We start from the raw sequence: 18,491 nt of genomic DNA, 5'->3' as shown, positions 1-18,491 counted from the left end.
AGGTGTATTATGTTCAGCCTACAAGAAGCACAAGATATTCTCAACAATGCTGATTTGATTGTTGATGAAAAAACGATTCATAAGGCTATTAGTCAGCTAGCTGAACATATTACCGAGACAATGAAAACCTCTTACCCGCTCATATTGACGGTTATGGGTGGGTCTTTAGTTTTTGCGGGTCAACTTTTACCAAAACTGCATTTTCCTATTGATTTTAACTATATTCATGCTTCGCGTTATGGTAATGAAACCAGTGGCGGTCAATTGATTTGGCGTCAAGAACCACAAGAAGAAGTGAACGGTCGACATGTTTTGGTATTGGATGATATTTTAGATGAGGGGCACACAATGAAAGCCATTCGTGACAAAATTTTGTCGTTGGGTGCCAAATCTTTTCGGTGTGCTGTATTGTTCAACAAATTGATTAAACAATCTAAACCTATTAAGGCAGATTTTGTGGGACTAGATATTCCAGATCGATTTGTATTTGGTTTTGGGATAGATGTGAAGGGCGCATGGCGGAATTTACCAGCGATTTATGCAGTTAGAAGCTTATCAATAAGTTAGTCATTTTATTTTAAATCAGATTTAATTGAGTAGTGAATGGAAAATCAATGTGAAAAACACTGATAGTGATTGCTATCCCCATTGCTTTGGCACTAACTGGATGCTCTAACCATCATAATTATGATGAAGAAGTATCATTAGACATAGAGGAAGAAATGTTTAGTGCAAAAATAATGGAACAAGAATGGCAAAATGAATTTGAAAAAATGGGGATGCCTGATATGATAAAGCTAAGATGGAAAGAAAATTTTGGTGGGCTCACGGAACATGGTATTAAATTGGCGATTGATTTTAGAGCACGGCGTGCCTATTCTATTATGATTGAGTATTTGAAAGAGCAGGGAGTTTATAATAAATTTGCTGTGAATGAAAAAGAATATAAGGAAGCATATTTTAGAGCTTTTAAGAAACTTTACTACGCAGTGTGAGACGAAGTAAAAAAAGCGAATAAATCATCAAAAAAAGTAACAAAATCAACTCAATCATGCGTGCAACATAATTTTTAACTGTGCTCAGCTCAATAGTAATGATAGCAAATTTTAAATTAGGTTTAACCGTTATTTCTTTGTAGCAAGGGACGACAAGTGGATGGGTTTTGCTTTGGAAGTATTGCATCACCCATTTTTCGGTGTGTTTGAACTATAGTTTGTTTTGTACTAACCTTAACTCTGACTTTTTTTTATAAGCCAATATTCAGGGTCATTTTTATTTAAATTTATGAATGATTTGACAGTGAGATGATGTTTTAGTATAGCTAAACCCAAAACTGGTTTTGGTATTCCTGAGTTATCATAAAAGGCTGGTGATATATAAAAAGCTGTATTATGTTTGTATAACTCCAAAAAATCGCTTAAGTTATTGCTGTTATTTGGTAACATGATCAAATAACGGCCTGTCGCTGTCATTATTTTATTGGTTTGAATGTTTCCATTTTCAAGGAATTTTGGGGATATTTTACGCAATAATGATGTTGATTCCGCTTTGGTGGTTGGCGAATAATGGATAAAGAAATTGCATCATTTTTATCAATTTTTCCAAATTGCTTTTGCCAATCTACAAAGATTCTTCTACCGCTTTTTTCATCGCTAAAAATAAATGAGATATATGGAAACGAATCTAGGTAGTAATGGTAAGATGTTCCACGCCATTTCGCTTGATCCCAACAATGAACATTGATAATTGACTCGATTTTATATGCCTGATGATGGTGTTGCATGCATAATTTTTTGTTTTCATTTTGTGATTTATGATCATCATTTTTTATGGGTGGAGTAGTTTTAAAAGTTGGGCATGGGCTACGCAATTTATAAATTCGTTGAATGTAATTCTGCCAATCTGAAATACGGGAGATACTTTTTGCTGAAATTCTGTCGTAGCTAACAGAGTTAAAAGCCACCATCTTCATTCTGTTTTGTACCACGTCGTCGTCATAAAGTTGTTTTGTAAAATACTCTAAATTTTCAGCAATAAAACAAGTCACAAGAACATCATTTGATATTTCTATCCAAAATTTATGGATCTCTTCTTGATTTTCAAGATTTGACAACGAAAAATTTATTGGCCAATTAATAGTTCCAGACATATCTAATTTTCTTATTTCAAAAAAAGGTTTAGATATTGCTGCGCTCTCCACTACAAAAAGTTTTAATTTCTCTGTATGAGGCGCAATACGCTGCTCAATAGAGGTAGCAAAAAATGCCTCCAAAGAACTTAAAACGCTTTCAGCAATTATGATGGATTGAGCATTGCCATCAATAATAATCTCGATATTTACACCGAAAATAATCGTACTGAAGATTTGCGGTCCATCTACGTTTAGGATAAGAGGTATGTGAATGTTTTTTTCAGCAAAATGGTTTGCGAGTGACGTATTATTAGTATGGCCGAGCATATATAGAAGGGCGGATTGAGCTGTGGATAATTCTAATGCATTAAGTATGTCCGGTAAACTTTCTAATTTACTAAGCTCTGTTTCATTCAAATTCAATAATAGACCACCTAGTTCCTCATCTAGATCTTGAATGCTTTTTCTTATTTGTTGTTTTACATCAATATTCCACTGAGTAGTTGTGAGAGCTTTTCGCAATGTTTGAACTGCAAACAAAAAATCAGGAATATGGCATAATCTCAGCGCTATCCACGCTAGAGTTTTTATAGTTGATATAAAATCAATTGGCAGCTGACCATTTTCTTCGCTTTTTACAATAAAAGAAGCCGCTAAGAAAGTGCAGCTTGCTCTAGCTGCCCAAAATAATCCAGAATAATGATAAGCTAGAACTAAAAGTTGAAGTGTTTGAATGAGGGAATTGCTATATTCTCTCTTCGTTAATCCTAAAGCAGCTTTACCAAGAAGGCGAATGACTTCAAAATTATTACTATCAACGTTGAGTTTTTGCGCTCGCCGCAACAGTACTAAGGAACCTTCTGCCTCACTTTTTCTTTTTGAGATAAAGTTGGCTACTTTTTCTATCAAACGATTATAAGTTGGATCATTGCTTGTTATACATCCAGCAATTTCTATCATTTTTACTAATCGTTCTGCTCCATATTCACCAAGTCCTTCTGCTTTTTCAAGAAGAGTAGAGTAATTATTCCAGATATCTACCAATTTCTCGCGATTGTTATCTAAAAGAGCTCTGTCCATGTCTATCATAACTAATAAGGTTCGTGCTTCCAGCGCACTGTTAGGTCGCTCTTTATACTCCGCTATCTTTTTTAGAGCTCTTTCTAAGTTCATCATATGTTTATCAAGATTGCATTCATCGCGCGACATGTGACCATGCATTATTGCATTTACTAATAATTGCAATAGGTTGGTCAAGAGCTCTAAATTTATGTGCTGTTCAGATTGCAATGCTAGAGTTTCAAACGCATTATATGAATTTTTCAAAAATTGAAAATCATCAAACCACCAGAATGCTGTCCATATATATTCGTATTTAGCTTCTAAAGTTTGACGATCAGTACCTTCTTTCTCTGCTAGGCGTATAGCACGCGTAAATCTACCTTCTGTATCAACTCGAGTACATTCTATTTCTCTAGATAATTTTGCTGCTAGAAGAGCCTCTGTCACCAGTTGTCGTTCTATGCCTTTAAATGCGTCTGGATCATTTAAATTTTTTTCGATTTCTGCGAGCTGTTTTTTGCGCGAGTAATCTAGTGATCCAATTTTGAACCTATTCTTTTCTAGTTCACCAATTTTTAAATAATTGTAGGCAATATCCTTGCGGTTATTTTCTATAATTTCTTTTATAATCCAAGATCGATCATGAATTGTCACAACAATGTTGTATTGTTGTGACAAAGTATCTTCTAATTCTACCCGAGCTTTATCTCTAGCAAATTGGTTTGTAATGCAGAATATTTTTTTATAGCCTCTATTTGTCTCAGAGATTTTTTTTACGTCAATTTTTATTTTTGTTTTCCAGTCTTTATTAGCACTAAACGCAAAAGCCCATTTTTCCTCCGCTACCGTTGGATCGCCCACATAAAATAGATCAGAGATTTCTTTATCCACTATGTAGGTTTCGGTGTCTACTTTACTGTCACCACCACCATCAGGACCAGTATGTGCTCGTAAGTTTGGACAAATGGTTTTTTCACAAAGTTTTCGACAAAATATCTCAAAATCATTCGTCTGATTACGAGATGTAATTGAATCTAATTGGTATTCCAGAGTTGTAGCTTCTAAAATATAATCAGCTTGATCTTCTGTGTCTGAATAGTATTCAGGTCGTAATTTTCTCATGAAAGTAGAGGGGAGGAGAATATTTTGATTAGAATTAATAATCATGTATAACCTTTAGATTTTTTGTGAAAAACAGTTAGCAAGAAAATCACTTATTTCTAGTAATTTATTGTTTATATTTTAACCAACCGATGGTACTTTCAAAGTTGGTTTTCGTAGGGGTCATTGTAAGTTATATTCGACAGAATTTTCTACGCGCATCTAATTGTTAAATTTTTCTGTAAACCCATCTCATTTTTTAGCTATTCCCAGCACCAAGTTTTGTTATAGATTGATCGCGTACCTCGCTTATTCACATATTCGATACTTTCAAATCTAGTCATTTACGCAAAACTACGCTTGATTAATCTTTTACTACTACTTTTATTTAGATGTTAAAAAAATTTAATAATAATCAGATGGTTATATACATATAAACAAAAACACTGGCCTATACCATATAACATCATATGGATGGATCATTAAGGTTATTTTGAAAAATCGATGTAGTTTAAACAGCCAGAGCATATTTTTATATCCTCTTATCATTTTACCAGCCTAGGCTTCATAGCCAACCAATTGAGATCAAGCCACATACGACAGTAGCTATTTCGTTTGGCGGAGATCTCGATAGACATCGCAAGATGTTACAGGTTTTATATACCTTTAAATCGAATTTACACAAATGGCTTAGCTGCTTAAATAATCGATAACTTCATTGCATGATGCAGCGTTTTGTTGGTTTTTATGTGAATACAGAAAGCAATGAAGTTGTAAAAGCAAAATTAGGGAATAGCTACAAAAAATTATTTTTTAATAAAAATTTTTTACATCAAAAGTAGGTGGAAGCCTGGATTGATGAAAAAAGTGTACTATCTTACCCAGCAAAGTGTCCTGGGTAAAGTTTAGTAAATGATAATCAACCTGTAGTGTGGTGAGGTGTATCAGTAGCATGCTAAACGGATGGTTAATTGATCCAAAGCTGCCTTTATGGCAACTGCTGCTTGATTTCAGCAAGCGTGAAGCGTCCGCTTTTTAGTTTTTGAATTTGTTGACAACGCTCAACCATATTTATAGCGTACATTTGGTAACCAGATGGCGTCATGGTTGCAACGTCCAACAAACCTTCATGTGTCCAATAGCGGATGGTTGATACCGCTTCGCCAGCCAATTTTGCCAGTTCACCGATTTTGAGCAGGTCATCCGTGTTAGTGTTATCTAACATGGCTGATTTACCTTGTATTGCTTGGAGATAAATATTCAACGAGCGCATCGTGGCACGAGCGATGATTTGTTCGTAAGGCGCTTTGGATCCACCAAGCTGCGCTTTTTCAAGTGCACCGATATAAAGCAATCGGTCACTTTTACGGATAATAGCAGGTGGATAGCCTGTCATCATGAGCAATAGATTCATCAGTAAGCGCGCGGTACGTCCATTACCATCTACGAAAGGGTGAATTCTCACCAGACGATAATGGGCTTCCCCCGCAAAAGCAACAGGATGTAAATCTTGTTGACTGGTTAACCAAATTTGAAAATGATCCATCAGAAAGGGCACTTTAAGTGGATTGGGTAACACAACAGTCGATCCTGCAATACGGACGGCAGCGCTGCGATAACGTCCAGAGTTTTCATCATCAAGTCCTTTGAGGATGATATGGTGAATGGCCAAAATGTCATTGTTTGTCAATTGCGCAGGTTTTTTTTGAGCGAGCAAGCGGACAAAGTCAAGTGCCTTCGCGTGGTTGGTTGCTTCAACATGTTCTTTTAGACTTTTTCCGCCAACAGTCAAATTCTTCTCAAGAATGACCGCTGTTTCCAGGCGAGTAAGTGTATTGCCTTCGATAGCGTTGCTTGTATAGGTGAGCTCAATCTTAAACCAATTGTCTAGATTATGGACAAGCTCATGCGGCAAGGGTTTGAAGCGATCAAGTTGCTGTTTTTTTTGGGTCAATTTATCGTAATTCATACGATGAAGTATAAAGTATTACGTAATACTTTTCAAGTTAAATCAAGCAAACATGGTACGAGTAACTCACATTTATGTAAATCATTCCCACTCTATTGTAGCTGGCGGTTTGCTCGATATATCGTATACGACTCTATTGACTCCACTTACTTCATTGATGATACGTCGCGATACTATATTTAATAGCTCGTAGGGTAGTTCTGCCCAGTCGGCTGTCATAAAATCCGTTGTTTTAACTGCGCGCAGCGCAATAACATATTCATAAGTTCGATCATCGCCCATTACACCGACCGATTTAATGGGTAAAAATACCGCAAAAGCTTGGCTAACTTTATCATACCAGCCTGCTTTTAGAAGCTCGTCCATAAAAATGGCATCGGCCTGACGCAAGAGTTCACAGTATCTTTTTTTAACTTCTCCAAGAATGCGTACACCAAGTCCAGGGCCTGGAAAAGGATGGCGATAAACGATCTGATGGGTTAAACCTAATGCAAGGCCGAGCTCTCGAACTTCATCTTTAAATAAGTTTCGTAGGGGTTCAAGTAACTTCAACTGTAAAATATCGGGTAGACCACCTACATTATGATGACTTTTAATCACAGTTGATTTACCAGTTTTCGCAGCACCTGATTCAATAATATCAGGATAAATCGTACCTTGTGCTAACCAGGCAACACCAGTTATTTTCTTAGCTTCATTTTGAAAAATTTTGACAAAATCTTTCCCAATGATTGCTCGCTTAATCTCCGGATCTGTGATACCACTTAGGTCATCTAAAAATTGTTTTTCTGCCTTGACATGGATAATATTGACTCCTAAATGTGTTTGCAACATTTTCATAACTTGATCGGCTTCATCCCTTCTTAATAAGCCATGATCAACCAAGACGCAGGTTAATTGCTGACCGATTGCTCGATGAATTAATGCAGCTGCAACGGCAGAATCCACACCACCAGATAACCCTAAAAGTACGGATTCCTTGCCGACTTGTTGACGAATATTCAAGATGGCTTCTTCAATGTAGTTGGGCATATACCAGGTTGGTTGGCAGCCGCAAATATCTTGCACAAAGCGCTCTAAAATTACCCTACCTTTGAGTGTATGGGTGACTTCTGGATGGAATTGGAGTCCATAATATTGACGTTTTTCATCAGCTATTGCAGCAATTGGACAGTGTGGATTCTTAGCAATAACAGTAAAATTTGGCGGTACAACGGTAACTTTATCCCCGTGGCTCATCCAAACGGTCAATAAAGAAGCAGCAGCATCAGCTGAATGATCTGTCAGACCATCTAGTAGTTTTGAAGACTGACATACCTCAATATCAGCGGATCCAAATTCTCGTATGGCACTAGAGGCTACTGATCCACCTAATATCTTAGCCATCCATTGCATACCATAACAGATACCTAGTACGGGTATCTTCATATTTAACAGAGCTGGATCTGCTTGGTATCCTATTTCATCGTATACGGAGCTTGGGCTACCTGATAAAATAAGTCCTCGAGGTTTAAAATAGCTAATGACTTGAATTGGCGTGTCAAAAGGGTAAATTTCACAGTAAACATGAGCTTCTCGCACGCGGCGCGCAATAAGCTGCGTGACTTGAGAACCAAAATCAAGAATCAATATCTTGTCCACGGTACAATAACCCTTTTTCGCTTTGCATATCATGAATAAACAAGTTATGAACTTAGCATCATTACATGACTTAGCGAAAATCCAGTCAGCAGAATATTGCCCCATGCTTTATGGTTTTTACTAAACTGCGTATGATGCATCAACAGAGTATATCAAAAGCAGTGTATATTGATTGCCACATTATTTAACAAGTGCACATGGTAAACCATTCGTTTCATTTTAGCCAAGCCGAATTAATTGATCTAGTCAAGCAATTGATTGCCAAAGCTTTGAAAGGTGGCGCTACAGCTTGTGAAGCAGAAATCAGTGAAGGTAATGGCTGGACAGTCAGTGTTCGTTTGGGTGACATTGAAACACTTGAATATCATCAAGATAAAAGTATAACGATTAATGTTTATTTTGATAAAAAACGTGGCCAAGCCAGCAGTTCCGATTTTACTCCCCAAGCATTGGATCGAACAGTACAAGCAGCACTAGATATTGCTCGTTTGACTGCATCAGATGATTTTTCTGGTCTCGCAGAACCTACCATGCTGTGTCAATCGGTTATAGATTTAGATTTGTATCATCCTTGGTTTATAACTCACGATGAAGCCATTAAACTTGCTAAGCGATGTGAGCAATCTGGTCGTGATGTTAGCAATCTTATTGTAAATTCAGATGGAGTGACAGTTACAACGCAGGCGCAGCAATTCATATATGCTAATAGTTTAGAGTTTTGTGCAGGATACCCGACGAGTCAACACCGTATTGCTGCCTCTTTCATCGCCGAACAAAAAGGGGTGATGCAATCGGATTATTGGATGAGTGTTGCATGCGATGCCCACGAATTAATGGCGGCTGATCAAGTGGGTCATGCAGCAGCTCATCGTACAATTAAACGGCTTGGTGCCAGGCAAATCAAAACAGGCCAGTATCCTGTTTTATTTGACTCTCCTGTTGCTTCGAGCCTCATTGCGCATCTGATAGAGGGTTTAACTGGCGATAAACTGTATCGACGATCCAGTTTTTTGTTAGATAGCCTAGGTAAAACACTGCTGCCAACTTGGATTAATTTGGTTGAGGATCCGTTTATCCCGCGTGGTTTGGGAAGCTGTCCGTTTGATGCGGAGGGTGTAGCAGTTAAAAGGCGTTTTTTGATTGAAAAAGGTTGTGTCGTAAGCTATCTATTAGATAGTTATTCTGCTCGTCGACTTAATATGACAAGCACTGGTAATGCGGGAGGTGCTCATAATTTGATTTTGCAACATAGCCATGCTACACAAACCGACTTATTGAAAGTGATGGAACAGGGTATTTTGGTTACAGAACTGATGGGGGATGGCGTGAATATTGTCACAGGTGATTATTCACAAGGCGCAGCTGGGTTTTGGGTGGAAAACGGTCAGATTGCTTATCCGATTGAAGAAATTACGATTGCTAGCAATCTAAAAGAAATGTTTGGACATATTGTGGCCGTTGCGGATGATGCTGTGATATGGGGCTCAAAAAGAGTAGGCTCTATATTGATTGAATCCATGACAATTGCTGGCAAAAATTAATGTCTACCGATTGGTAGGGCGTGTAAAATCCATTGCCTGGTAAGAGACGATATGAACTTTACGAACGACACGATAAACCAACCAAGTGATTAAAAATAGGGGAATGCTGACATAAGCCCCGAGAAAGGATAGCCAGTTTATTTGACCTGATAAAATGCTCTGCAGACTTTGACCGAGTATGATTAAAAAACAGCATAACAAGGCGAAAATGGAGCCGAATGGAAACCATTTTGCGCGATAAGGCAATGTGTTCAAAGCGTGACCTTGCAGTAAAAAGCCTTTACGAAAGCGGTAGTGACAAATTGCAATACCTAGCCACATAATGATACCCGTCATAGCAGAAAGATTAAGTAGCCAAACGTATACTGTTTTTTCTGGGAAAAGCATAGTTAACGAGCAAAGTAGTGCAACAATCGTTGTTGCGTAAAGGGCGTTTTGCGGAATACCATTAGCAGAAAGTTTTGCGAAAATACGCGGTGCTTTACCTTCTGTTGCAAGAGCATATAACGTACGGGTCGCAGCGTACATACCCGAATTTCCAGCAGACAAAACAGAGGTTAATACCACAGCATTCATCACGGCTGCTGCACTAGCTAATCCTGCCCTTTTGAGTACTAGAGTAAAAGGGCTAATAGCAATATCTGTTGCTTCATTTCTTAGTAGATTGGGATCTGTATAGGGGATTAGGATACTGATAATAAAAATAGCGAGGATATAGAATAGCAAAATTCGCCAGAAAATCTTCCGGATAGCTTGTGGGATACTCTTAGATGGGTTATCGGATTCACCAGCTGCCACTCCAATGAGCTCCGTGCCTTGAAATGAGAACGCGGCAACCATTGCAATACTCAACATGGCAGGTATCCCACCTACAAAAGGTGCTTCAGCAGTTGTTAAATTTTGCCATCCAGTGGATGGATTACTGTCTAACAAAACCCCAACTACCATACTTAGGCCAGTTATTAAAAAGAGCGTGACGACAATGATTTTGATGGAAGAAAAAACGAATTCTCCTTCCCCAAAGCCCCTAACTGAAATATAGTTGAGTAAAAAAATAATGACTAAAAATAAAACACTCCATAAGACACCCGGTGTATTGGGTAACCAATATTTCATGACTAACTGTGCTGCAGCTAAGTCAACTGCAACAGTAATGGCCCAGTTGTACCAATAATTCCAGCCGATCGCAAAACCAAACCCTTCATCAACATAACGTGACCCAAAGCTAGCAAATGAACCGGAAAGAGGGGTATAGGTTGTCAATTCTCCAAGACTGGTCATTAAAAAATAGACCATTATGCCTACTAATGCGTAGACAATGATTGCGCTACCGGGACCTGCTTGAGCGACGGTTGCACCAGAGGCGACAAATAGCCCCGTACCGATTGCACCGCCAATTGCAACCATTGATAAATGCCTAGTTTTCAGTAGGCGTTTTAATTTTGGTGCGCGAGAAATATCGTGAACCTCTGCAATTTTAAAGACAAGAGTATTACATGAACTGGGTAGAACCGACATCCTACCATTATATGGTTAGCTAGTCAACTACCCGTTCGTCGCTGAGCTTCATGTAGATTGAACAGCGTTAATGGTTCGAAACCAATTTTTCTATATGATGGTAAATAGGTTGAGCGACGACGCATTGATAAACCCCGCCAAACATCGTGTGCTTTGTCCAGGTAAAAGCGTCAGCACAACTTGCAAAATCTTTAATTTCATGTTGCCACAGCGCATAGGAAAAGGGCTCTAAAAACCGATTAATACACATCAAAATATAACGAACCGGATGCCATAATGCTGGTTTATGGTAATCAATGAAAATAGCTTTGCCGTCTGCTGATAATTTATTGAGCATGTTATCAATCAGCTCTTGTTTTTTTTGATCGGGTATTTCGTGCAATAGAAAGAAGCTACAAATTAAATCATAAGGGGGATTACCTGAGAATTGAGTGGCATCGGTATGCATTGTGCTAGACCAAGGATATTTGTTCAATTTATTTTTGCTACGGCGGATTTGTGTTGCTGAGATATCTGTTAAATGGAAAATACCTTTTTGGCCAATTTTACGGGCAACTTGGCAAATTAAATCACCATATACATTAGCAACTTGCCAAACTTTGGATCCTTGTTCAATTTGGTTTAAGTACCAGCATATTAGACGCTGGTCTTGAAAAAAAAGCAGGAGTTTTATAATCCAAATACGATCCAATCGACGAGCTTGCTTTGGGTTGTCATAGATCCACTGATAAAACCTGCTCATTGCTCGGCAATCAGGCAATCTATTATCGGATATAAAGGGAGCAGAATGCCTGCCAAGTACTTGTTGAGTCTTCATTGAATTTTCTTTAGCGTATTTCGTGATAGTAAAACTCCTTAAAATCAATGACCTAAGTTTTTTTTAATGATGAACTCTGGTTTAAGTTGAAGGTTTTTGCAATGTTCTTGTGCGATCCATACAAGCATCAATTGCATTTATCAACGTGTTACGTAAGCAGCCTTTTTCAAGAGCGGTGATGGCCGCGATGGTGGTGCCACCCGGAGAGCAAACTTGATCTTTGAGGATAGCTGGATGTTCTTGGCTATCTTGTATCCATTTGGCTGAACCTTGGATGGCTTGGCTAATGATTTCGTAGCTTTGTTCTCTGGGTAAACCATGGTATACTGCTGCATCGGATAAAGCTTCTAGAATCAAGCATATATAAGCTGGCAATGAGCCGCTGACTGCTGAAAATATATCAAAATATTTTTCATCTAATTGAATTACTTTGCCAAAGCTCTCAAAAATAGCACGGCTTTGTGCCGCCTCTGCTTCAGTGATGTGGGTATTAAAGGCTATTGCACTCATAGCAGAACCTATGGATGCAGGTGTGTTAGGCATTGCTCGAACAATTTTTGCGTGATCACCTAAATCGTTTTGCGTGCGATCAATTGGATAGCCAGCTGCAACAGTAATGATAACTTGTTGGGGTTTTAGGTAAGTTTTCAGAGTTTTCAGTATTGCTGCATATGCTGATGGTTTGACAGCAACCACTAAGTAATCGCTTGTATTAACAAGTGCTTCAAGTGTTGAAGTAGCCATCAAAGCATATTGCTTTTCCATTAATGTTAACTTTTCAGGATGCCGATCAAAACCCGATAGCTGCCAAGTTGGCTGGGTAAGGCGAATACCAGCAATCATTGCGCGGGTCATATTTCCAACGCCAATAAATCCAATTTTAAGCATATTTTTTATTTCATATCTTCTGTTAATTGAAATGGTTTTGTTCTTCACATTGTGGCATAAAGCGTATTATGCAATGCATTTGTGCCGAGCATTTACAATTTTGCTACAATGTCCAGCATAAATGTTGTTTTTAGCGTTAATGTTCTCACTATTTTAATATCATTGAAGTTATCAGAGCGATGCGTCAATTTTTTGATTGGGACAAGTTAGATTATTGGTTTCACATGGCCATTAGCGGCTCGGCAAGTCGCGTGGTTAAGTCTATTTTATTGATTTTACTATTACTCTTCGTTCGTGCTTTGGTTGTACATGCTCTTTCTTTAAACAAGAATATGAGTATAAATGATAAGCGCTACTGGTCTGTGAATTTACGAAACTGCATTATCTTATTGACCTTAATTGGCGTAATTGTCATTTGGTCAAGAGCTTTAGCAGCTTTTGCGCTTTCCTTAGTTGCTGTTGCAGCAGCCTTTGCGATCGCAACAAAAGAATTAATTATGTGCTTGCTTGGGTCATTTTTTAGAGCCGCGGTCAACAGTTATTCGCTGGGTGATTTAATTGAAGTGGGCCCATATCGCGAAACGGGACCCTACCGGGGTATTGTTATTGATATTACCATGTTGTCTACCACGATCATGGAGATCGGGCCTGACTCTTTTGTTAATCAGCATTCCGGTCGCATCGTCAGTCTACCACATAGTATATTGCTTGAGTATCCGCTTGTAAGAGGGTATACCATGGGGCAATATATTGTCCACTCTATTACGATTCCCATCAGCAATACGATTAGTGCCGAGCATGTCAGTACTACTTTAACGAATCTTGCTAAAGATATTTGCGCTCCTTTTTTTACAGACGCTTATCGCCATATCAGTCATGATGAAAAAAGGCGTTTTTTGGGTATCCCTTCAGCAAAACCGAATGTTGCGATTTTTCCGGTTGATGCGCAGCACTATAAATGTGTTTTGCGTATTGTGGTGCCCGTTAATCGTCTTTATGCTATTGAGCAGGAGATTTTGCGTCATTTTATGACGGCTATTTATGATCAAAATCAGAAGAGCCATACCTTGCCATCAACGAACGAGGTGAGCTAATTTCAGCCTACTTTTTTAAAAAAAGTGATTCATCATGACTTTGCAAAATATGTTTCTTGAAAAGGTGTTAAGTATTCATCACTGGAATAGTACACTATTCAGTTTTACAACAACACGCGACCCGGCTTTGCGTTTTGAAAATGGTCAATTCATTATGATTGGTTTGCCCATTGAAGGGCATTCTATTATGCGTGCTTACAGTATTGTCAGTGCTAACTATGAAGAATTTTTAGAGTTTTATAGCATCAAAGTACCAGATGGACCCCTAACGTCGCGTCTTCAACATTTAAAAGTTGACGATCAGATTATAGTGAGCAAAAAACCAACAGGAACTTTAGTGATTTCTGATTTGCGACCAGGGCGAAATTTATATTTATTGTCAACCGGAACAGGACTCGCTCCTTTTTTAAGCATCATTAAAGATCCTGAAACATATGAGCGTTTTGATAAAATTATCTTAACGCATGGCGTACGCTATAAAAGTGAATTGGCTTATGAAAAATTGATTACAGAAGAATTACCGCAGCATGAATATTTAGGTGATATGGTTCGTAACCAGCTGATTTATTATCCAACCGTAACCCGTGAGTCCTTTCATCACCAGGGTAGACTTTCGATACTCATGACAAGCGGTCAATTATTTAAAGATATTCAGTTGCCACCCATTGATCCAAAACAGGATCGAGCCATGATATGTGGTAGCCAAGAAGTATTAAAAGATTGTACAACCATATTGGACCAATTAGGTATGGAGGCATCAATGAAGATTGGGGATCAACGTGATTATGTAATTGAACGAGCCTTTGTGGAAAAATAAACGCTACCATTATTTCATTGCATCCAATCAGGCACTATCGCTGAATTAAATGAGTATTTTTTTTAGGAAAGAATATTGTGTATACTGGAACACAGGCTGCTATTTTCCGTTTTATTTCTTTTTGTATATCTTAAAAAGAAATAAAGTCATCCAGCGCTAATTACCTTGGAAAGATGGAGACGTGCCAGAGCGGTTGAATGGATCAGTCTTGAAAACTGACGAGGGCGCAAGCTCTCCGTGAGTTCGAATCTCACCGTCTCCGCCATCTATTTTTTTTGGTGCAAATGTACAAACAGCGATCGGCTGCCTAATTTTGGGTAAGCATAAACATGTATTAATTATTTTCTTTAGCGTGGTTGATGCTATAAAGCGGTATTTCGATGACAAGGTCTTCCTCGTTGACGATTGCTTGGCAAGATAAACGAGAATGATTTTCCAACCCCCATGCTTTATCCAATAGATCTTCTTCTTCTTCTTCAGCAGGTTTGAGCGATTCAAAACCTGCCCTGACAATAACATGACAGGTTGCACAAGCACAGGACATTTCACAGGCGTGTTCAATCAAAATATTGTGGTTAAGTAAATTCTTACAGATAGAAACACCTTTTGTTACTTCAATTGTTGTACCAGTTGGGCAGATATCAGGGTGAGGAAGTATCATAATTTGTGTCATGAATTATCCTTTATTGGTAAAGTGTTGATATGTTGTCCCTTCAAGGCCGATTGAATACTACGGTTCATCCGTAGAGCCGCAAAATCATCAGTTGCTTTAATGAGCTCAGCTTGCGCTTCATTGATTTTGGCAGCCTCTTTTGCGTGATGAAGTTGAGTTTGTAGTTCGGCGATTGCTAAGCTAATATCAGTATGTGCTTGATCAGTTAATAAATCCGCATCTTCTTCAAGAGCTTTTTTGGTCTCTTTGAGCAATATTTGGGCATTTAATTTTGATTCTTGCAATCTTCGAGCATGGATATCTTCATGTAAATGATCAAGGGATGTTTCTAGCATATGTTGAATATCAGCTTCAGATAAACCATAAGTTGGTTTCACTTCAATACTGGCTATAATATGTGTCGTCAGTTCTTCGGCGCTGACCGATAACAAACCATCCATATTGACTTGGAAGGTGACGCGAATACGTGCTACTCCGGCTGCCATGGGTGGAATATTGCGTAGCGTAAAACGTGCTAATGATCGACAATCCGCTACTAACTCCCTTTCTCCCTGGAGTACATGAATCATCATGGCGGTTTGCCCATCTTGATATGTTGTAAATTCCTGAGATTTTGCAATGGGAAGAGTGCTATTGCGTGGGATGATTTTTTCAACAAGCTCTCCCATAGTTTCAATACCCAAAGAAAGCGGAATAACATCTAAAAGCAGCCAGTCCCTATGGCGATTACCTGCTAAAACATGAGCTTGTTGCGCGGCTCCTAATGCAACAATCTTTTCTGGATTCAGATTGGTTAATAAAGGTCGTTGATAATAGTTACGCATCGCTTTTTGAATGGTTGGCATATAAGTTGCACCACCTACCATAATTACGCCATCTACTTCCTGAATTGAAAGTTTTGCATCACCTAAGGTTTGGTCAACAATATGTAATGTTTTATTCACAAGGGTTTGGGTAATTTTGGCAAAAATATGAGCGTTTAGCGTCAGTTGAATATGTTGGCCAGTTGATAATTGTGTCTGGATAACGGCTTTATTGCTTTGCGATAAAATTTCTTTAGCTTTTCTAGCCTGACTTAAGAGTGCGCTAGTATCTATTGTTGGCAGTTGGGATAGACCTGCTTGTTCTAATATCCAGCAGTAAATACGTTGGTCAAAATCATCGCCACCAAGTAATGCGTCGCCACTTGTGGCAATCACTTCAAATATACTATCTGATAAACGTAAAATGGATACATCAAATGTCCCACCCCCTAAGTCATATACTAAAAATATTCCCTTACTTTGGTTATCTAATCCATAGGCAATAGCTGCTGCAGTGGGTTCATTTAAAAGACGTAAAAGTGGTATGCCAGCAAGTTTAGCAGCGTCTTTTGTAGCTTGCCGTTGCGTTTCATCAAAATAAGCTGGTACCGTAATCACTGCGCCATATAACGAATGACCCAATGCTTTTTCGGCTCTTTTTCGCAATGTATTTAATATTGCTGCAGATATTTCGATAGGGCTTTTAGCATATGAATGCATCAAAATTTTAAGCTTACCTGCCTCATCCGTAAAATGGTAAGGCAATAAATCTGTATCCGTTAAGTCGCCAATTCCTCTTCCCATCATGCGTTTGATAGAGGTAATGGTATGACCAGGATCTGTTGCTTGTTGTTGCAGGGCATCGTAACCTACTTCGTAGGAGCCGTCTTCTAAATAATGAACTACAGAAGGCAATAATACTTGGCCATTTTCATCGGGTAAACAGGTTGCTAGACCATCTTGAGTGATCGCAACAAGCGAATGGGTTGTGCCCAAATCAATACCTACCGCATAACGCTTTAGATTTGTACGAGATGTTTCGGGTTCTGTAAGATGTACAAGTGGCACGATTAAGAGTTCGGGTAATTGATCATGGTTTAAATTAAGTTAAATGCGGTGACCTGAGTAGGTCAAAGATTGGATTGCATCATCAACTTCTTGCTTTAATTTGGCAAAAAAACGCCATTTTTGAACAATGGGTATTGCAGTTTGCCAGTCATTTGTTAAGAGAGCTGCTAAAGCTTGGTAAAAATCATCAATTTGTGTGTCAAGTTCATCGGCTAGTATTTTTAGCCGACTAGGATGATAGCGAGCTTGATCGATTCTTTCATGCCAAGCTATTTGTTCTTCAAGCCATGCTTTGGGCCAAGTTGTCTCCATTTGATTTGTTATGATAATGTTTTGCAAAGACAGGAGATAACAAGCGCGCTCTAATGGTTTTGAGAGAATTTGCCACCCCGAATTGAAGCGTGAAGACAATAGTAAGGCAAATTGCTTTTGGGTATCTGAAGCTTCTACAAAACGATCAGGATGTATCGTAGCAATTAGTCGGTAGTATTTTTTTTTAAGTGCTACAAGATCTAAAATAAAAGTATAAGGTTCTTCGAATAAGGCGAAGAAATCGCATGTCAATAGATGTGTTTTATCCCGTTTAGGCATAGAAACTTTTTCCACAGCCACAACTATTTTTGGCATTTGGATTGTTAAATTTGAAGCCTTCCGTTAGCCTTTCTTTTGCGTAATCCAGTTCCGTCCCATCAAGATACGGCAAACTTTTTGAGTCGGCATAAATGACTACACCAAAATGTTCAAACTGCACGTCATCTGGTTGTGCTTCATCAATAAACTCAAGCTTATAAGTCATGCCTGAACAGCCGGACATTTTAATGCCTAGGCGTACACCTAAACCTTTACCTCTTTTTTGTAGTGCAGCGCGAATATGTTCTGCAGCTCTTTGCGTCACTAAAATAGCCATTTATTTTTTCACCAAGATGAATAATAAAGAAATTCACCTACGCTATATTTTCTGTTTGGTCTAGTGCCTGTTTACTTTTGTAGTCTGAAATTGCTGCTTTAATAGCGTCTTCTGCTAAAACAGAGCAATGTATTTTAACAGGGGGTAAAGCCAATTCTTCCACAATGGCAGTGTTACGAATGGCCAATGCTTGATTGAGTGTTTTGCCTTTTACCCACTCGGTAACAAGTGAACTAGAGGCAATAGCCGATCCACAGCCGTAAGTTTTAAATTTAGCATCTTCAATCACGCCATCCTCTCTAACCTTAATCTGTAACTTCATTACATCGCCACAAGAAGGTGAGCCGACCATTCCCGTTCCGACTGCGTTATTGTTTTTATCCATCGTGCCCACATTTCGCGGATTTTTGTAGTGATCCAATACTTGTTTGCTATATGCCATAATTGACTCCTTTAAAAAA

At 38.6% G+C, this 18,491-nt stretch carries 17 protein-coding genes and 1 tRNA gene; 6 read left to right on the top strand and 12 right to left on the bottom strand.

What is annotated here, in order from left to right; genetic code table 11:
• Positions 1 to 9 precede the first annotated feature (9 nt).
• Complete coding sequence (locus IPK86_02845) at positions 10 to 567, top strand: hypoxanthine-guanine phosphoribosyltransferase (GenBank protein ID QQS16383.1); 558 nt, start codon at positions 10 to 12, stop codon at positions 565 to 567.
• A gap of 65 nt (positions 568 to 632) precedes the next feature.
• A complete protein-coding gene (locus IPK86_02840; GenBank protein QQS16382.1) occupies positions 633 to 995 on the top strand; it encodes a hypothetical protein in 363 nt (120 codons plus the stop codon).
• Positions 996 to 1,229: 234 nt separating this feature from the next.
• Here the strand turns inward: IPK86_02840 and IPK86_02835 are convergent, their stop codons facing one another.
• From IPK86_02835 to guaA, 4 genes are all read right to left on the bottom strand, one after another.
• Positions 1,230 to 1,472: a hypothetical protein gene (locus IPK86_02835; GenBank protein ID QQS16381.1), complete on the bottom strand. Its 243-nt coding sequence runs from the start codon at positions 1,470 to 1,472 to the stop codon at positions 1,230 to 1,232.
• Positions 1,472 to 4,360, bottom strand: coding sequence for a tetratricopeptide repeat protein (locus tag IPK86_02830; GenBank protein QQS16380.1), 2,889 nt, complete (start codon positions 4,358 to 4,360; stop codon positions 1,472 to 1,474). Before IPK86_02830 ends, IPK86_02835 begins: the two co-directional genes overlap by 1 nt.
• Before the next feature lie 922 nt (positions 4,361 to 5,282).
• Entirely contained in the window at positions 5,283 to 6,263 is a 981-nt protein-coding gene (locus IPK86_02825) for a Fic family protein (GenBank protein QQS16379.1), read from the bottom strand.
• Between the two features lie 81 nt (positions 6,264 to 6,344).
• A complete protein-coding gene (gene guaA, locus IPK86_02820; GenBank protein ID QQS16378.1) occupies positions 6,345 to 7,937 on the bottom strand; it encodes a glutamine-hydrolyzing GMP synthase in 1,593 nt (530 codons plus the stop codon).
• 164 nt (positions 7,938 to 8,101) lie between these two features.
• Here guaA and pmbA point away from each other — a divergent pair, with 164 nt between their 5' ends.
• On the top strand, positions 8,102 to 9,445 hold the full coding sequence (gene pmbA, locus IPK86_02815) for a metalloprotease PmbA (GenBank protein QQS16377.1): 1,344 nt from the start codon (positions 8,102 to 8,104) through the stop codon (positions 9,443 to 9,445).
• 3 nt (positions 9,446 to 9,448) lie between these two features.
• On the opposite strand, the gene IPK86_02810 is transcribed toward pmbA, so the two are convergent.
• From IPK86_02810 to proC, 3 genes are all read right to left on the bottom strand, one after another.
• Positions 9,449 to 10,963 (bottom strand): amino acid permease, encoded by a 1,515-nt coding sequence (locus tag IPK86_02810; protein QQS16376.1) that lies wholly within the window; start codon positions 10,961 to 10,963, stop codon positions 9,449 to 9,451.
• A 67-nt stretch (positions 10,964 to 11,030) separates the two neighbouring features.
• Positions 11,031 to 11,780, bottom strand: a complete 750-nt coding sequence (locus IPK86_02805) for a class I SAM-dependent methyltransferase (protein QQS16375.1) — start codon at positions 11,778 to 11,780, stop codon at positions 11,031 to 11,033.
• Between the two features lie 81 nt (positions 11,781 to 11,861).
• Complete coding sequence (gene proC, locus IPK86_02800) at positions 11,862 to 12,668, bottom strand: pyrroline-5-carboxylate reductase (GenBank protein QQS16374.1); 807 nt, start codon at positions 12,666 to 12,668, stop codon at positions 11,862 to 11,864.
• A 179-nt stretch (positions 12,669 to 12,847) separates the two neighbouring features.
• On the opposite strand from proC, the gene IPK86_02795 reads away from it, so the two are divergent.
• The 3 genes from IPK86_02795 to IPK86_02785 all read left to right on the top strand — a co-directional run bounded on the left by IPK86_02795 (position 12,848) and on the right by IPK86_02785 (position 14,844).
• Positions 12,848 to 13,762: a mechanosensitive ion channel family protein gene (locus tag IPK86_02795; protein ID QQS16373.1), complete on the top strand. Its 915-nt coding sequence runs from the start codon at positions 12,848 to 12,850 to the stop codon at positions 13,760 to 13,762.
• Between the two features lie 40 nt (positions 13,763 to 13,802).
• A complete protein-coding gene (locus IPK86_02790) occupies positions 13,803 to 14,579 on the top strand; it encodes a ferredoxin--NADP reductase (GenBank protein ID QQS17057.1) in 777 nt (258 codons plus the stop codon).
• A 175-nt stretch (positions 14,580 to 14,754) separates the two neighbouring features.
• A tRNA-Ser gene (locus IPK86_02785) sits at positions 14,755 to 14,844 on the top strand.
• 69 nt (positions 14,845 to 14,913) lie between these two features.
• Here IPK86_02785 and fdx read toward each other — a convergent pair.
• From fdx to iscU, 5 genes are read right to left on the bottom strand one after another with little or no spacing between them, the layout of a single operon-like run.
• Positions 14,914 to 15,252 (bottom strand): ISC system 2Fe-2S type ferredoxin, encoded by a 339-nt coding sequence (gene fdx, locus IPK86_02780; GenBank protein QQS16372.1) that lies wholly within the window; start codon positions 15,250 to 15,252, stop codon positions 14,914 to 14,916.
• Positions 15,249 to 17,123: a Fe-S protein assembly chaperone HscA gene (gene hscA / locus IPK86_02775; GenBank protein ID QQS16371.1), complete on the bottom strand. Its 1,875-nt coding sequence runs from the start codon at positions 17,121 to 17,123 to the stop codon at positions 15,249 to 15,251. Before hscA ends, fdx begins: the two co-directional genes overlap by 4 nt.
• A 39-nt stretch (positions 17,124 to 17,162) precedes the next feature.
• The gene (hscB, locus tag IPK86_02770) at positions 17,163 to 17,714 is read right to left on the bottom strand and encodes a Fe-S protein assembly co-chaperone HscB (protein ID QQS16370.1); all 552 of its coding nucleotides are present in this window, start codon (positions 17,712 to 17,714) and stop codon (positions 17,163 to 17,165) included.
• Positions 17,707 to 18,030, bottom strand: a complete 324-nt coding sequence (iscA, locus tag IPK86_02765; protein QQS16369.1) for an iron-sulfur cluster assembly protein IscA — start codon at positions 18,028 to 18,030, stop codon at positions 17,707 to 17,709. Before iscA ends, hscB begins: the two co-directional genes overlap by 8 nt.
• A 37-nt stretch (positions 18,031 to 18,067) precedes the next feature.
• A complete protein-coding gene (gene iscU, locus IPK86_02760; protein QQS16368.1) occupies positions 18,068 to 18,472 on the bottom strand; it encodes a Fe-S cluster assembly scaffold IscU in 405 nt (134 codons plus the stop codon).
• Between the last annotated feature and the right edge of the window lie 19 nt (positions 18,473 to 18,491).

The sequence above is a fragment of the Neisseriales bacterium genome, from assembly GCA_016699915.1.
Taxonomy (GTDB): Bacteria; Pseudomonadota; Gammaproteobacteria; order Burkholderiales; family Q3-R57-64; genus Q3-R57-64.
This window is presented reverse-complemented; position numbering and strand designations above follow the sequence as displayed.

What these genes read in the sequence shown, in the direction of transcription:
- IPK86_02845 (QQS16383.1), top strand. Translation starts at nt 10, where the DNA reads ATGTTCAGCCTACAAGAAGCACAAGATATTCTCAACAATGCTGATTTG.
- IPK86_02835 (QQS16381.1), bottom strand. Translation starts at nt 1,472, where the DNA reads ATGACAGCGACAGGCCGTTATTTGATCATGTTACCAAATAACAGCAAT.
- IPK86_02830 (QQS16380.1), bottom strand. Translation starts at nt 4,360, where the DNA reads ATGATTATTAATTCTAATCAAAATATTCTCCTCCCCTCTACTTTCATG.
- IPK86_02825 (QQS16379.1), bottom strand. Translation starts at nt 6,263, where the DNA reads ATGAATTACGATAAATTGACCCAAAAAAAACAGCAACTTGATCGCTTC.
- guaA (QQS16378.1), bottom strand. Translation starts at nt 7,937, where the DNA reads ATGATATGCAAAGCGAAAAAGGGTTATTGTACCGTGGACAAGATATTG.
- pmbA (QQS16377.1), top strand. Translation starts at nt 8,102, where the DNA reads ATGGTAAACCATTCGTTTCATTTTAGCCAAGCCGAATTAATTGATCTA.
- IPK86_02810 (QQS16376.1), bottom strand. Translation starts at nt 10,963, where the DNA reads ATGTCGGTTCTACCCAGTTCATGTAATACTCTTGTCTTTAAAATTGCA.
- IPK86_02805 (QQS16375.1), bottom strand. Translation starts at nt 11,780, where the DNA reads ATGAAGACTCAACAAGTACTTGGCAGGCATTCTGCTCCCTTTATATCC.
- proC (QQS16374.1), bottom strand. Translation starts at nt 12,668, where the DNA reads ATGCTTAAAATTGGATTTATTGGCGTTGGAAATATGACCCGCGCAATG.
- IPK86_02795 (QQS16373.1), top strand. Translation starts at nt 12,848, where the DNA reads ATGCGTCAATTTTTTGATTGGGACAAGTTAGATTATTGGTTTCACATG.
- fdx (QQS16372.1), bottom strand. Translation starts at nt 15,252, where the DNA reads ATGACACAAATTATGATACTTCCTCACCCTGATATCTGCCCAACTGGT.
- hscB (QQS16370.1), bottom strand. Translation starts at nt 17,714, where the DNA reads ATGCCTAAACGGGATAAAACACATCTATTGACATGCGATTTCTTCGCC.
- iscA (QQS16369.1), bottom strand. Translation starts at nt 18,030, where the DNA reads ATGGCTATTTTAGTGACGCAAAGAGCTGCAGAACATATTCGCGCTGCA.
- iscU (QQS16368.1), bottom strand. Translation starts at nt 18,472, where the DNA reads ATGGCATATAGCAAACAAGTATTGGATCACTACAAAAATCCGCGAAAT.